10 protein-coding genes and 4 pseudogenes are annotated in these 12859 nt (G+C 44.1%); 5 read left to right on the forward strand and 9 right to left on the reverse strand.

Translation table 11 applies throughout. The features are described 5' to 3' along the window. Window positions 1-86 precede the first annotated feature (86 nt). The 3 genes from licT to G9G54_RS02785 form a co-directional block, all read right to left on the reverse strand. Complete coding sequence (licT, locus tag G9G54_RS02775; RefSeq protein ID WP_165175938.1) at window positions 87-944, reverse strand: BglG family transcription antiterminator LicT; 858 nt, start codon at window positions 942-944, stop codon at window positions 87-89. A gap of 243 nt (window positions 945-1187) precedes the next feature. Next, window positions 1188-1523, reverse strand: coding sequence for a carboxymuconolactone decarboxylase family protein (locus tag G9G54_RS02780; RefSeq protein ID WP_165175940.1), 336 nt, complete (start codon window positions 1521-1523; stop codon window positions 1188-1190). Beyond that, window positions 1520-1906 (reverse strand): tautomerase family protein, encoded by a 387-nt coding sequence (locus G9G54_RS02785; RefSeq protein ID WP_165175942.1) that lies wholly within the window; start codon window positions 1904-1906, stop codon window positions 1520-1522. The genes G9G54_RS02780 and G9G54_RS02785 overlap by 4 nt, the downstream gene beginning before the upstream one ends. A gap of 111 nt (window positions 1907-2017) precedes the next feature. On the opposite strand from G9G54_RS02785, the gene G9G54_RS02790 reads away from it, so the two are divergent. Beyond that, window positions 2018-2893, forward strand: coding sequence for a LysR family transcriptional regulator (locus tag G9G54_RS02790; protein ID WP_165175944.1), 876 nt, complete (start codon window positions 2018-2020; stop codon window positions 2891-2893). Between the two features lie 163 nt (window positions 2894-3056). Here G9G54_RS02790 and G9G54_RS02795 read toward each other — a convergent pair whose 3' ends face one another. The 4 genes and pseudogenes from G9G54_RS02795 to G9G54_RS02810 form a co-directional block, all read right to left on the reverse strand. After that, window positions 3057-4985: a PTS fructose transporter subunit IIABC gene (locus tag G9G54_RS02795; protein ID WP_165175946.1), complete on the reverse strand. Its 1929-nt coding sequence runs from the start codon at window positions 4983-4985 to the stop codon at window positions 3057-3059. A 67-nt stretch (window positions 4986-5052) separates the two neighbouring features. Then, complete coding sequence (gene pfkB, locus G9G54_RS02800; protein ID WP_165175948.1) at window positions 5053-5964, reverse strand: 1-phosphofructokinase; 912 nt, start codon at window positions 5962-5964, stop codon at window positions 5053-5055. A 2-nt stretch (window positions 5965-5966) separates the two neighbouring features. After that, the gene (locus G9G54_RS02805) at window positions 5967-6713 is read right to left on the reverse strand and encodes a DeoR/GlpR family DNA-binding transcription regulator (protein ID WP_023987941.1); all 747 of its coding nucleotides are present in this window, start codon (window positions 6711-6713) and stop codon (window positions 5967-5969) included. Window positions 6714-7066: 353 nt separating this feature from the next. Further along, window positions 7067-7282 (reverse strand): annotated as a pseudogene (locus G9G54_RS02810) (methyltransferase); the annotation flags it as partial. Here G9G54_RS02810 and G9G54_RS02815 point away from each other — a divergent pair. Then, window positions 7266-7532 (forward strand): annotated as a pseudogene (locus G9G54_RS02815) (LysR substrate-binding domain-containing protein); the annotation flags it as partial. The pseudogenes G9G54_RS02810 and G9G54_RS02815 overlap by 17 nt on opposite strands. A gap of 89 nt (window positions 7533-7621) precedes the next feature. Here the strand turns inward: G9G54_RS02815 and G9G54_RS02820 are convergent. Further along, window positions 7622-8616: pseudogene (locus G9G54_RS02820) on the reverse strand (ankyrin repeat domain-containing protein). 206 nt (window positions 8617-8822) lie between these two features. Here G9G54_RS02820 and G9G54_RS02825 point away from each other — a divergent pair. From G9G54_RS02825 to G9G54_RS02835, 3 genes and pseudogenes are all read left to right on the forward strand, one after another. Then, the gene (locus tag G9G54_RS02825) at window positions 8823-9497 is read left to right on the forward strand and encodes a Crp/Fnr family transcriptional regulator (RefSeq protein ID WP_165175950.1); all 675 of its coding nucleotides are present in this window, start codon (window positions 8823-8825) and stop codon (window positions 9495-9497) included. A 76-nt stretch (window positions 9498-9573) separates the two neighbouring features. Next, window positions 9574-10388, forward strand: a pseudogene (locus G9G54_RS02830) (DNA alkylation repair protein). Between the two features lie 90 nt (window positions 10389-10478). Continuing rightward, a complete protein-coding gene (locus tag G9G54_RS02835) occupies window positions 10479-10889 on the forward strand; it encodes a DUF4183 domain-containing protein (RefSeq protein ID WP_076157079.1) in 411 nt (136 codons plus the stop codon). A gap of 93 nt (window positions 10890-10982) precedes the next feature. Here G9G54_RS02835 and G9G54_RS02840 read toward each other — a convergent pair whose 3' ends face one another. Beyond that, entirely contained in the window at window positions 10983-12677 is a 1695-nt protein-coding gene (locus G9G54_RS02840) for a methyl-accepting chemotaxis protein (protein WP_165175952.1), read from the reverse strand. Window positions 12678-12859: the final 182 nt, after the last annotated feature.

Below are 12859 nucleotides of genomic sequence, written 5' to 3' on the forward strand. Positions count from 1 at the left end.
TATCGCCTGCTTAACCAGTAACAATCCTTATATTTAAGTTGTGAGCCTACTATAAATCACTTAGAAATCGTTTGCAAGCTTTTTTTCTAAGAAGTAGCCATATCGTTTCTGGAGGTTACACGCTGTATATGAATCGTCAAATACACTTTTTCGTCAATCGACATAGCACTTTCATGCTTTAATTCCAAATATTGATTGATCAATTGGGTGCATTGAAAAGCCCTCTCGTATTTATCTTTGACTTGGTCATACAAGAAGTTATCCCCTGAAGCTAATTGCTCTTGTTCATTGCTCAGCAATCTTTGGGCAAAGTACTGCAAATGAGTAATAAACCGGGAATAATTGAACGAAGTTTCATCCAGTGTAATCTGATAGTAATCGGTTACAATGTTGAAAATGTCATCAATCACCTCGGTAATCTCAACCGTTTGTTTCATACCCTGGCCGTCTTGTCTTGCATTTACAAAATGCATAGCAATAAAGCTGGCCTCATGCTCATCCATTTGGATGCCAAATTGAGCATGGATGATATCCAATGCATTCATTCCAATCATAAATTCTTTCTTGTAAAATTTTTTAATTTGCCATAAGAGTGAATTTTTAAGTCCCACGGATTTTCTGTATCGAGAGATGGCAAATTGAATATGGTCAATCAGAGAAATATAAATATTGTCACTAAAAATATCTCCCATTTCCTTTTTTGCGCTGCCTACAATTTCATCCGTCACCTTTAAATACTCTACGGATGTTTCCCCAATAAGATCTATTAATTTTTGTGGAATTTTATCGGACTTTAATACAAAGGTTTTTTCTATTTTTTCCTCATCGACCCTCTGGCCATTTTTCTTTTTAAAGCCCAGACCATTCCCGATGACAACAAATTCATGACCCACCTGATTTTCGGCTCGGATGACATTGTTGTTAAAAATTTGCCGGATGATCATTTATCTGCTCACCTCATTGATGTAATGACAAAGTTTGTAATAACAAAAAAAACCAAATAACGACTAAATCAATTAGTCATTATTTGGGTATCGCCTGCTTATCAGTAACAATCCCGAAGGGCACTTCACCCCTCATTCAATTACTCTTACTATACCGCTTTCAATGCAGAATAACAACACAATCATGCCAAAAAACCGCCAAACACTCGGAATCCCTTGTGCTTAGCGGTTTTGGGTTCACGCTTAACTCTCTTTCTCTTTGCAAAACACCTCTTTGGCAACCTGAATAGCTGAGGCTGCCCGGGGCCATCCTACATAAAAGGCAAGCTGTGTAATGACCTCAACCAGTTCTTCCTCCGAAATTCCGTTCTCCTTGGCCAGTTTCAGATGATAAGGAAGTTGATTTACATGCTCACACGCTACCAGAGCGGCAACTGTAATGAGACTCCGTTCTCTGAGAGATAGCTCACTTCTTCTCCATACATCTCCAAAAAGAACATCCTCCGTATAACCTACAAAAGCGGGAGCAAAATCACCGATGGTTTCCCGAATACTCGATCTGATCAATTTATGCTTCATACAATCATCTGGGCAAGTCCGTTGCCAAAGGACCAATCCTCTAATTCAGTCTCTACCAGTGTCACAAATACATCCTCCGGTCTAACCTTACATTCAATAGATAAGAGTTCCGCTAACTTTTGGTAGAAACTCTTTTTTTGTTCCGTAGTTCTACCCGATCCCATTGTAATTTGGATGTACAGCAGCTTGTCTGTTCTGGATACATTCAAATAATCGGGACTATAATAAAACTCGCTTTGCTTATGAGCATGAAAAACCTGAAAGTAATCTTTTTCTGGAACCTGAAAATGTTCGATCAAAGCATTCATGATACAGCGACTAATCCAAGGCAACTTTTGCTCTGTGTATTGCTGCTCCATGTAGCCAATTCGTACAAATGGCATGTTCATCTCTCCTATTCGCTGGGATAAGATGATTGTACTCCTCTTATTTTCATCTGTATAATTGAAAATAATCATAAATATATTCAATTTTACCGATGGAGATGAACATGCGTGGATCTGAAAGAATTAACTACATTTCGTACCATAATCGAAGAAGGAACGTTTTCAAAAGCTGCTGCCAAATTAAACTACGCTCAGTCTACAGTCACGAACCAAATCCAGAGGCTAGAGAAAGAGCTGGGATTTCAGCTTTTTAAAAGGGGTTGGGATGCAGAGTTAACGTCCCCAGGCAAACTATATGCCGAGGAGATAAACGGGCTTATTCAGCATTGGAATTTTGTAATGGACCAGGCGAAGTCTCTGAAAAAGGAGGAGATTGGCACGCTCCATATCGGTGTGATTGAAACGGTGGCGGCTACCGTACTGCCCTTGGTTCTGCAGCAGTTTCGAGAGCATAAACCGAATATTACGTGCCATTTTACAGTTGGAAACACGGATGCACTCGCAAATGCTTTGGTGGACGGTAAGCTGGATTTTGCAATCTCCGGGGAACCTCACTTGATTCCTTCCTTACACTTTGAACCCGTATATCACGAACACATCGCCTTTATTGTGTCCCGTAATCACCCTTTTGCGGTAAAAAGTGAGCTTCATCTCGAAGATCTGTACGAGTATCCGCTTATCGTCGGAGGTAAGAACTGCTTGTACCATATACGACTGGAGAAAGAGCTTTCACGCTTTCCGTCGATGCCGTTTTTTTATACTGTCAGTCAAATTTCGTCGATCCCCACATTTGTAAAAACGATTCCATCAGTTGGAGTGGTTGTATCGTCAATGCCTTTGCCGGAGGAACTGGTCACCGTCCCCCTCCAGTTAACAGACCCGAATATTCCTATTGGACTGCTACAAAACAACCATCACCAGCAGTATATGTCTTCGGCCCGAAAGCTATTTATACAGCTGGTTAAGGAGCTTTATAGGCTATAGCTCCAATGCAATAACTACTAATAAGCTATATAGGCAAAGCCGACACCTTTGCATAAAGAAAAAGCCGCCAAACACTCAGAAACCTGGTATTTAGCGGCTTTACTATTTTGATGGCCTAAGGAAATGTGGCCCTCTTTTTATTTTTATACTCTTGACATACCCGTTATTTCGCTTCGAGCGGTTTTTTCCACAGTCCCAGAATGAGCGCGGAAATCACGGAGCCGATCACGACTGCAAGCAAGAACAGCAAAGCATGATTGGCAAGAGCTGCTACAAAAATTCCGCCATGTGGAGCTGGAAGATTGATTTGCCAGAACTGCGTCAGACCACCAGCAATCGCTGAACCTACAATACAAGAGGTCAGGACACGCAGAGGATCGGCAGCTGCGAATGGAATGGCTCCTTCCGTAATGAAGGACAATCCAAGTACATAGTTCGTCAAGCCAGACTTGCGCTCTTGCTCAGTAAACTTATTTTTGAAGAACGTCGAAGCTAATGCGATCGCCAGCGGAGGTACCATACCACCCGCCATAACAGCCGCCATCATAGCACCGTTCGTGTTACCGCTGGAAGTAAAGACACCGATCGAAAATGCGTAAGCTGCTTTGTTAAAAGGACCACCCATGTCGATCGACATCATTCCGCCCAGGATCAGACCCAAAATAACTGCATTACCTGTTCCCAAATTGTTCAAAACATTAACAAGCCACGTATTAATACCACCGAAAATTGGATCGAACAGGTAGAACATAATCGCGCCTGAAATTAGAAGTCCAAATACAGGGTATAACAAGATTGGTTTTAAACCATCCAGTGCTTTCGGCAGACCTGCAAAAGCTTTACGCAGGAAGATTACCACATAACCAGCCATGAAACCAGCTGCCAGACCGCCAAGGAAGCCTGCATTAGAGTTTACAGCCATAAGACCCCCAACCATACCTGGCATCAGTGCCGGGCGGTCTCCAATGCTCATCGCGATAAATCCGGCCAGTATCGGAATTAGGAAGTGGAACGCACCTGTTCCACCGCCAATTGTCTGCAACAGTTGGAACAATGCATTGTCTTCTCCTGCCACTTGTTCAATCAAGAAGGAAATTGCTAACAAAATCCCCCCGCCTACAACGAATGGCAGCATATGAGAAATACCGTTCATTAAATCCTTATAGATTTTACTGCCCACGCTGCTCTTCTCCGCTTTCGACTCTTCAGCGCTGCTTTTACCTTCACTACGATAAATTGGGGCATCGCCGTTCAGCGCTTTGCGGATCAGTTCCTCAGATTTACGGATACCGTCGCTTACCGGTCTTTGCAATACAGGTTTACCGTCAAATCTGGCCATTTCAACCTTTTTGTCAGCAGCAACGATTACACCTTTGGCACGGCGAATTTCATCCGCTGTCAGTACGTTTTGCGCACCTTCCGAGCCATTCGTTTCTACCCGGATGTTAACACCCATTTCTGTCGCTTTCTTAATGAGAGCGTCTTCAGCCATAAACGTATGCGCAATGCCTGTAGGGCAGGCAGTCACCGCAACCACAAACTCGTCTGAATTCGGGTTACCAACGATAACATCCGGCGTTTTCTGTGCTTTGGCAGCCTCTTTCTTTGCTTCTTTTGCTTTCTTGGCTGCTTCTTCTTCCGCCTGCTTGGTATCAAACAGCTCGGATACTTCATCCGGTGTTTGCGTATTCATCAGTTTGTCAATGAAATCGGTATCAATTAGAAGCCGGGAAAGAGCCGCTAGTGTGCGAAGATGCGTATTTGCTGCTCCCTCTGGAGCCGCAATCATAAAGAACACTTTTGCCGGCTCACCGTCCAACGATTCGAATTCTACACCTTTACTGCTTTTGGCGAAAACGACAGTCGCTTCATTCACAGCTTTAGTCTTGGCATGCGGCATCGCAATGCCGCCGCCGATTCCAGTGCTAGACTCTGCTTCACGTTTGTAAATCATTTCTTTAAACAAGGCACGGTCATTAATACGTCCACTTGCTTCGAGACTAGCGATAAGCTCCTCAATCGCCTCGTCTTTTGTCGTCGCCTGGAGGTCCATGATCATCGTTTCTTTAATCATCAGGTCTGTTATTCTCATTTTTCACACTCTCCTAAGTTCGATCAGCGTGTTGACACACGCATAATAAGCTCATGATGCAGATGGATTACCGTTTTGAAATCGTGACTTGCGGCCGTAATTGTTCAATTTTCTCTTTAGTAGCCAGATCATCGGAAAACGCAGTTGCGCTTCCGGATGCCACTCCTGCACGGAATGCTTCGATCGGATCGCCATGAAGAGCCAGCGTACCCACGAATCCAGCAATCATTGAATCACCTGCGCCTACAGAATTTTTCACCGTACCTGCTGGTACATTTGCGTGATACACTTCATCTGCCGTAATGAACAAAGCCCCTTCTCCTGCCATGGAAATCAGTACATTTTTTGCGCCTGCTTCCAGCAGCTTACGACCGTAAGTGACGATCTCCTCCTTTGAATGAATCGTTACGCCAAACAACTCAGCCAGCTCGTGGTGATTCGGCTTGATGAGCAGCGGTTTATGAACCAGTGCCTTCATCAGCGCCTCACCTGTGGTGTCGATGACGAATTCAGCTCCAGTTTGCTGGCATACGCTAATCAGCCGATCATAGAAGTCTCCTCCAAGTGACGGTGGAATACTTCCCGACAAGACGACAATGTCATTTTTCTGGAGTCCCGCCAGCTTTTGCACCAACGCATCGGCCTCTTGCTCACGAATCGCAGGTCCCAAACCATTAATTTCCGTTTCATCGCCATGCTTGAGCTTAATGTTAATCCGTGTGTCATCTTCGATCATTACAAAATCAGTTTTAATGGATTCTTCCCGCAATGTATCGTCGATAAACCTGCCTGTGAACCCTCCGAGAAAACCAATCGCCGTGCTATCTGCTTCCAACTGGTTCAGTACACGTGATACATTAATTCCCTTACCACCAGGCAGTTTTAAATCACGTTTCATCCGGTTCAAATCACCAAGCTTCAAATCATCAACTTCCACGATATAATCAATGGAAGGGTTCAGCGTTACTGTATATATCATTGTTATCCCTCGATTATCTTAGTTTTCTGAGCGATGGATCGGCGTGACCGTTCTGGCATCGATTCAGTAATAAGTATAGCTTCCTTGAGCTCGAACAGTTTGGCGAAGGTTACTTCTCCAATTTTGCTGGAATCGGCTAACACATACGTTTTGCCAGACAGCTGGTGAGCACGTCGCTTGATCAGCGCCTCTTCGGGATCAGGAGTTGTATACCCCATTTCCATATCCACCCCGTTCGTTCCTAGAAAGCACTTGTCGAATCGAAAATTGTCCAAATTTTGTAGGGCAATACTCCCGATTACGGCTTTGGTATGAATTTTCATCATCCCTCCCAGTAGATAGCTTCTGATTCTTTTGCTTACCAGTGCTTCTACGTGGGATAGTCCATTCGTCACGACCGTCACGTCTTTAGCTTCAATGTAAGGAATCATCGCCATCGTTGTTGTTCCCGCATCCAGATAAATACATTCGCCATCCAAAATTTCTTTGGCTGCTATACGGGCCACCGCATTTTTTTCTTGAACGTTTTTGAATGTTTTTTCTTCCATGCCAGGTTCCTGACTTTTCTGATTCAGCAAGGTTGCCCCGCCATGAATCCGCTTGAGCAACTGACGGCCCTCAAGATCTATCAAATCACGCCGAATCGTTGACTCAGAAGCTCCCAACAGATCAGCCAATTCTTGCAACTTTACAACACCACATTCTTGTAAGCGCTGTATTATTAACTTGTATCTTTCTTCCGTCAGCATCATCATTCCCCCAACTGTTCATATCGTACCACAAACTTGACAAAAAACAATCACTTTTCTTCAAAAAGGTTCAAAAAAATTCATTTCTAATTCATTTTTTTACAAAATGGTGAATTCCTGCTCTAATCAGCATGATTGCGTTTACATTTTAAAGAAATTTCATCTACTTTTATGTAAATTCATTCTTCTTACATAGGAATTCAGCAGTAAACGTTCAAAAACGTTCTAAAGCTTCCATCAGTACTATTTTACCATTATGCGCACAATTCGTCCCCACCTTCTCTACTACTCAGAAAAAGGCTAAACACGAAGATTGCTCCCCTTTGTGTTTAGCCAATCGAGATGCTCAGCGTTCAGCCCTTAACGATTCCAATGACGAAACCGTCATACCCCTTGCTCCCCACGGTTTGGACAGCTGTAGCTGTAATTCTTGATTCCTCAGCTAGCATCTCATAAAACTTTCTTACTCCCTGCACACGAGGGTCTGTGCTATAAGCTTGAACCACTTCTCCTTCACGGATAACATTATCACCGATAATAACGGTGCCAGGATGCGAGAAGCGAAGTGCCCCCGCCCCCCCCCAAGTCACCCTAAACTTCACAGGGCTGCATGAGGCGATTACCGCGGTTATTGCCGGATATGGTGCCAACTTTGTGTCCTCACTGGTCGTGCGTGAATATGTAGAACGCGGCGAGCTGTGCCGGGTATATGTAGAAGACATCCAGCTTCTCAATTCAATCGCCATCTGTACCCGCAAGAACGAACCCCTATCTACCGCTACCCTAAATCTCATTCAGCTCATACGTAACCATTCCTGATGAGCATTAGGCATCTGTGTACACTAGCGCTGTATTTTAAAATAACAAGAGCCATGACTGCGTGCATACCGCATTCATGGCTCACCTCGTTATGATAAATATTCCCCCTCAATAATCTTCTCCAGATAATCTTCCGGCTGTGCAAGAAACTCGGCAAAGCTGCACACATCCGCATATTCCTGATGCTCCTCGTCATAATAACCCAGGCACTTCTGCCTCGGATTCCACACCAATATGATATCTGAGTAATTGTCTACGTTTAGAGACAAACGCAACAGCTTTTGCCGACCCACCTTCATCTCAACCGTATCTATGAATGAGAAGAAATCAACAAATTGAATATCAAGATCATTTTCTGGCAGGTCCACACGGAGCTGATCCCCCATCAGAAAGGCAACAACCTCCTTTGGAAGCTTGTAGCTTTTCAAAGCATGTCGTTTATTTTCCAGATTATGAAATGCTGGAGGCTCTACAGACTTTAAATACTCACCCATTTCTACGTTTTTATTACTTAGTGCAATTGTATATGCCCGTTCTCCATCTTTTTCTGCCAGCGTCACATCAGCGCCTTGCTGAACCAAATACTTCACCATCGCAAAATCATTGTTGCGTACCGCCACTGTCAAAGGTGTGGCTTTATAAGGATATACCATATTAGGGGCATTGAAATTAATATCTACGCCATGTTCCAATAGTAATGCTACTGTTTTCAGGTCATGCTTACTAACTGCGTTGCGGAGTGTTGCTCCAGCATGCTGCTTCATATCGAGGCCCAGCTCATGGATAAGCAGCATATTGCTTTTGTTACCGTAGTAGGCTTGCTCATAGGCACCGGATTTGACATGATTTTTCCCGTCCAGCTTCGCGCCATGGGCGACCACATAACGGACAATCTCTTCGGTACCATAGCGAACAGCCTTCAGGAATGCGGGATTATCCTTCACATTAAGTTGGACCCCCTCATCGACCAGTAGCTTCAAGACTTCCATTTGCTCAGTGATGAGTGTAATATATTGCCTTGAACGATATGCATCGCTATCTCAGGAAGAACCTCGAAATTGCCTACATCTTTTAATTTAATCATCGTTATACCCTCACTCTTTATGTATCTACTATTAATTATGTATATCCATTTTATACCAACCTCTCCTTTGTATAAATCCAACAGATTCCCCAAAATTCATTATTCACTCTAGCGCAAACAAGTGAGTAATAGAGGTCAAAATACCTTAGAGAAGCTATAATTGTATTATGATTCTGTATACCCTGTGCAACCGAAAAGGAGAACATATGAATAGCATTCAATATTTGTCCCAATTTAATTTGCTTCATAGTCTCTCATTAGAAGATTTAATTGAAATGGATCAAATGACCTCCATTACGACTATACCGAAAAAAACCTTTATACAAACTCCAGAGACCTTTTCCGAGGGACTTTATTTTGTGAAAAAGGGCAAAGTACGTCTATATAAGCTAAATGCTGACGGGAAGCAATTTACTTTGGATATCCTCCGCGAGGGAAATGTATTTGGTGAAATGGATATGATTTCACTAGGAACAAGGGAGATGTATATAGAAACGATAGAAGAATGCGATATCTGCCGGATGGACAAAGTCCGATTCGAGCATTTTTTAATAGAACATCCCAGGTTCATGATGAACATGATCAAGGTGTTAAGTGACCGAATCTCAGGAATGAGCAGTCTGGCCCAGCATTTAGCTTTGGGAAATTTACAGGATAAAATTTTGTATATTCTTCTGAAATTGTCCGATCAGTTCGCCCTCCAAAGCCGTGATGAGTATTGCAAAATCAATTTTCCTCTCTCCCATCAAGAAATTGCGAATCTGGTCGGGGCCACCCGTGAGGCTGTAACCACTGCTCTTCAGGAGCTTGTTAAAGAAAAGGTCATTAAAACCGGCTTTAAGACGATTTACATCCATCGCGAAAAGTTAGTGAAGTTGTAAACTACATTACATCTATACTCCAACCCAAAAAAGTATCGTATACCTATCAGACAATTTATGATATGGAGTGGATGAAATGTTACAACGAAAAGGTGCTCGCAAAGGGTTAGATATTCCTAATGATGTGCTTCAGCTGCTACAGCAGGGGCGGCTTGAGACGGTGAATCTCACCGAATGGCTGGCTGTCGATCATGTTGTACTATTGCAAAATACTCTTGATGAATTTGGCTTGCAGCGATCATCCGATGTCTTCCTGACCGAATTGAATCAGCTGAAGGAAAAGAAGATCATGAAAATAATACCCGCAATCGCGCGAGCGTGGCTTCATGTGTTTGAGCAACAAGCGATAGAAGAACGTATTCGCATCTTTGATGCGATGGCCTCCCATCTTTCAGACAGCATTCGCTGCTGGGCTGCCTACATCATCGGGGTTGATCCCCGTTTAAGTGTAGAGGAAAAATTGGCTGGCATTCGCCCCTTTGCAGCGGATTCCCATTTCGGAGTACGTGAAATAGCCTGGATGGCCGTGAGAGAATCCATATCCTTGCAACTGCTTGAAGGGCTTGCCCTGTTAGACAGTTGGGTGCGAGATGAGGATGCTAACATACGTCGTTTTGCCATTGAATTAACCCGGCCACAAGGCGTTTGGGCCAAGCACATCCCTGAACTAAAAGAACATCCCGAGTTGGCTCTTCCTCTCTTGGAGGGTGTTCAGTCCGATCCGGTCAAATATGTCTTCAGGACTCCGTGGGCAATTGGTTGAATGATGCCAGCAAAACCAATCCGGAATGGGTTCTCAAAGTTTGTAATGCATGGCTGATGATTTCGGATACCAAAGAAACGAAGCGAATAGTAACCCGGGCCCAAAGAAGCTTGAACAAAGAGAAATAATTGGAAGACTCCTCCCCCATCCAATCCATATCTAGAATATTCACATAAACTATAATATTTATCTGGAATATTAGGAATGGAGGAATTCCTATGTCTATTATTCGAATCTATCTGGAAGCAGACAGTATCGTATCTGGAAACATTGCTATTACAACAAGTATCAATGTCACTCCAGTGGTTAATCGTTACACAGCTATTGTCGTGCTTGGTAATATATTAGGTGGAGTGACCACTATCCCGGCACAAAATTTCACGAATGATAGTGGTACTTCAGTCGCGGCAAACAGTCTTGTTGTTCCGACCATTAGCGGATACTATAATGTATTTGTAAATGGGACGTTGCAGCGAGGCGGCTTAACAACGCTTTCTGCTACAAATCTAATTATAAATACAGGCCTGATTGTTGGTGCAACAGTAGTCGTTGAGGTTGTTAATTTCAACTCTAGTGCTTCCTCAACCTCTGTCAACAATGTCACAGTAACGACTACCATAAGCGACTGAGAGAAAGCCTTCGTAAAATTACTATAAAAAAGCCGCCAAACACAGGGTTTCCCCTCGTCTTTAGCGGTTTATTTCTCTTTGAACCTCGAATATTTAAATCTTGAAGTTCTCCACAAGCACCTGAAGCTTCTCGGCAAGTGATGAGAGAAGCGCTGCAGAGGATTCCACTTCTTGCATGGCAGCAAGCTGTTGCTCCGAAGAGGCTGACAGGGACTTTGCCCCTTCAGCCGTATGGTTAGAGACCATTACGGTATTCTGAATGGCTTCAACGAGCCCTTCAGAGATCAGCGCCAGATCCCGAACTGTGGCTGATATTTGCTCGCTTTGGGAAGACATATCGGAGATGGAGACCTCGATCTCGGAGAAGGAGCGTCCGGCCGATATGATCAACTCTTTGCCCTGCATCATTTCGTCCGTGGAACGCTTCATAGTTTCTCCTGCCTTGTCCATTTGAGCGATAATCAGACTGATCAGCTCGCTGATTTGTGTGGCAGAATTGGCAGAACGTTCGGCTAGCTTGCGGACAGAGCCAGCGACAACGGCGAAGCCCTGACCTTTTTCTCCGGCGCGCGCAGCTTCTATCGCTGCATTCAAAGACAGCAAGTTGGTCTCCTCGGCGATGCTGGCGATGGTGCCGACAATGTTCTCAATCTCCTTGGAATGGCTGCCAAGCGTATGAATAATGCTTGAGAGATCGCCGATGCTTTCGCTGACAACTCCCATTTGGGAGGTGGTGGAATCCATCGATTCCCGGCCAAGACGTGCTTTCTGGACATTATCCGCGGCCTTGTTCATTGCAATGTCCGCATTGCCGGCAATATCGCTGATGAAGCGTGACATATCCTGAACAGCTTTATAGCTTCCTTCCAGATTCTCCAGTTGGTTATGCGCCCCATCGGCTAACTCAATCGTAACATTCACGCTATGCTCTCCAGCACGGTTTGTTGCCTGTGCGCTGGCAGACAGCTCTTGAGAGGAAGAAGCGACCAGCATAGAGGTGTCATTGACCTGAGTAATCAGGTTGCGCAGGTTCATTGTCATATCGTTGAAATCGCGGGCCAGCGTCCCGATTTCATCCTTGCTTTTGAAAAGAAGCGGTTCATGAGTAAGGTCGCCTTTGGTAATGGTATTCACAGAGGCTGACAGCTTGGTAAGCGGACTTACCATATGGCGAATCAACAGGTAAACAACAAGGATAGCCACGATGAAAATGGAGCCGCCAATAATAAAGGGTTGAACAATAATATCCAACGTCCGTTCCTGAATTAACGAACCGTCAAAATTGATGGCCATCAGTGCAACAATGGGCTTGGTGGGATCATGGTCCTGATAAATGGGGCCGTATCCGGTTTTGAGCGAGGTTCCTTCATATGTATAAACCTTGGAATATGCTGAATGCTTCATGGTAGTTATCATTTCTTTGTCTTCGTCTGTGAAGTAGAAGGAATCGCCAGCTTGATAGCCTCTTTGCTTGAAGTTGGCATCGGCGGCCAGAATTTTTCCATCCAAGGAGATAATGAAAGCCTCTTTAAAAATAGGCTTATGTGCTACAATCCAGCCGATCCGGTCTTCAATGGCAGCAAGTTTGCTGTTATCTCCACTGACCAGAGCCGATATATCCGCAGGATCTATAAGGCCAGTCGTAATATTGGCGCAACCCACCAGCTCGATCCCAGCAGCTTCATCCACTTGATGATAAGCGGTACGATATCCGAAGTATCCAATGGAGGAGCCTACGAGAAGCAGTATGATGAGCATCATCCAGGTTAATTTTGTTGCCAGCTTCATTATTTGAACCACCAATCCTGACTCTAATAAATTTTTGTGACCATCCGTTTTCACTGCTACGATTATAGCCTATCAACACTTACTATAATATGGCATTCCAGTGTCGGAATATGTCGTTTTTTGTGAGAATAGTCACTGTTTTTTGTAAACGGGGACGTTGCAGCGAACGGCCGCCATTAATG

It is taken from the genome of Paenibacillus sp. EKM212P, from assembly GCF_011066115.1.
Classification (GTDB): Bacteria; Bacillota; Bacilli; order Paenibacillales; family Paenibacillaceae; genus Paenibacillus; species Paenibacillus polymyxa_B.

What these genes read in the sequence shown, in the direction of transcription:
- G9G54_RS02840 (WP_165175952.1), bottom strand. Translation starts at nt 12,677, where the DNA reads ATGAAGCTGGCAACAAAATTAACCTGGATGATGCTCATCATACTGCTT.
- G9G54_RS02805 (WP_023987941.1), bottom strand. Translation starts at nt 6,713, where the DNA reads ATGCTGACGGAAGAAAGATACAAGTTAATAATACAGCGCTTACAAGAA.
- licT (WP_165175938.1), bottom strand. Translation starts at nt 944, where the DNA reads ATGATCATCCGGCAAATTTTTAACAACAATGTCATCCGAGCCGAAAAT.
- G9G54_RS02835 (WP_076157079.1), top strand. Translation starts at nt 10,479, where the DNA reads ATGTCTATTATTCGAATCTATCTGGAAGCAGACAGTATCGTATCTGGA.
- G9G54_RS02825 (WP_165175950.1), top strand. Translation starts at nt 8,823, where the DNA reads ATGAATAGCATTCAATATTTGTCCCAATTTAATTTGCTTCATAGTCTC.
- G9G54_RS02785 (WP_165175942.1), bottom strand. Translation starts at nt 1,906, where the DNA reads ATGCCATTTGTACGAATTGGCTACATGGAGCAGCAATACACAGAGCAA.
- G9G54_RS02780 (WP_165175940.1), bottom strand. Translation starts at nt 1,523, where the DNA reads ATGAAGCATAAATTGATCAGATCGAGTATTCGGGAAACCATCGGTGAT.
- pfkB (WP_165175948.1), bottom strand. Translation starts at nt 5,964, where the DNA reads ATGATATATACAGTAACGCTGAACCCTTCCATTGATTATATCGTGGAA.
- G9G54_RS02795 (WP_165175946.1), bottom strand. Translation starts at nt 4,985, where the DNA reads ATGAGAATAACAGACCTGATGATTAAAGAAACGATGATCATGGACCTC.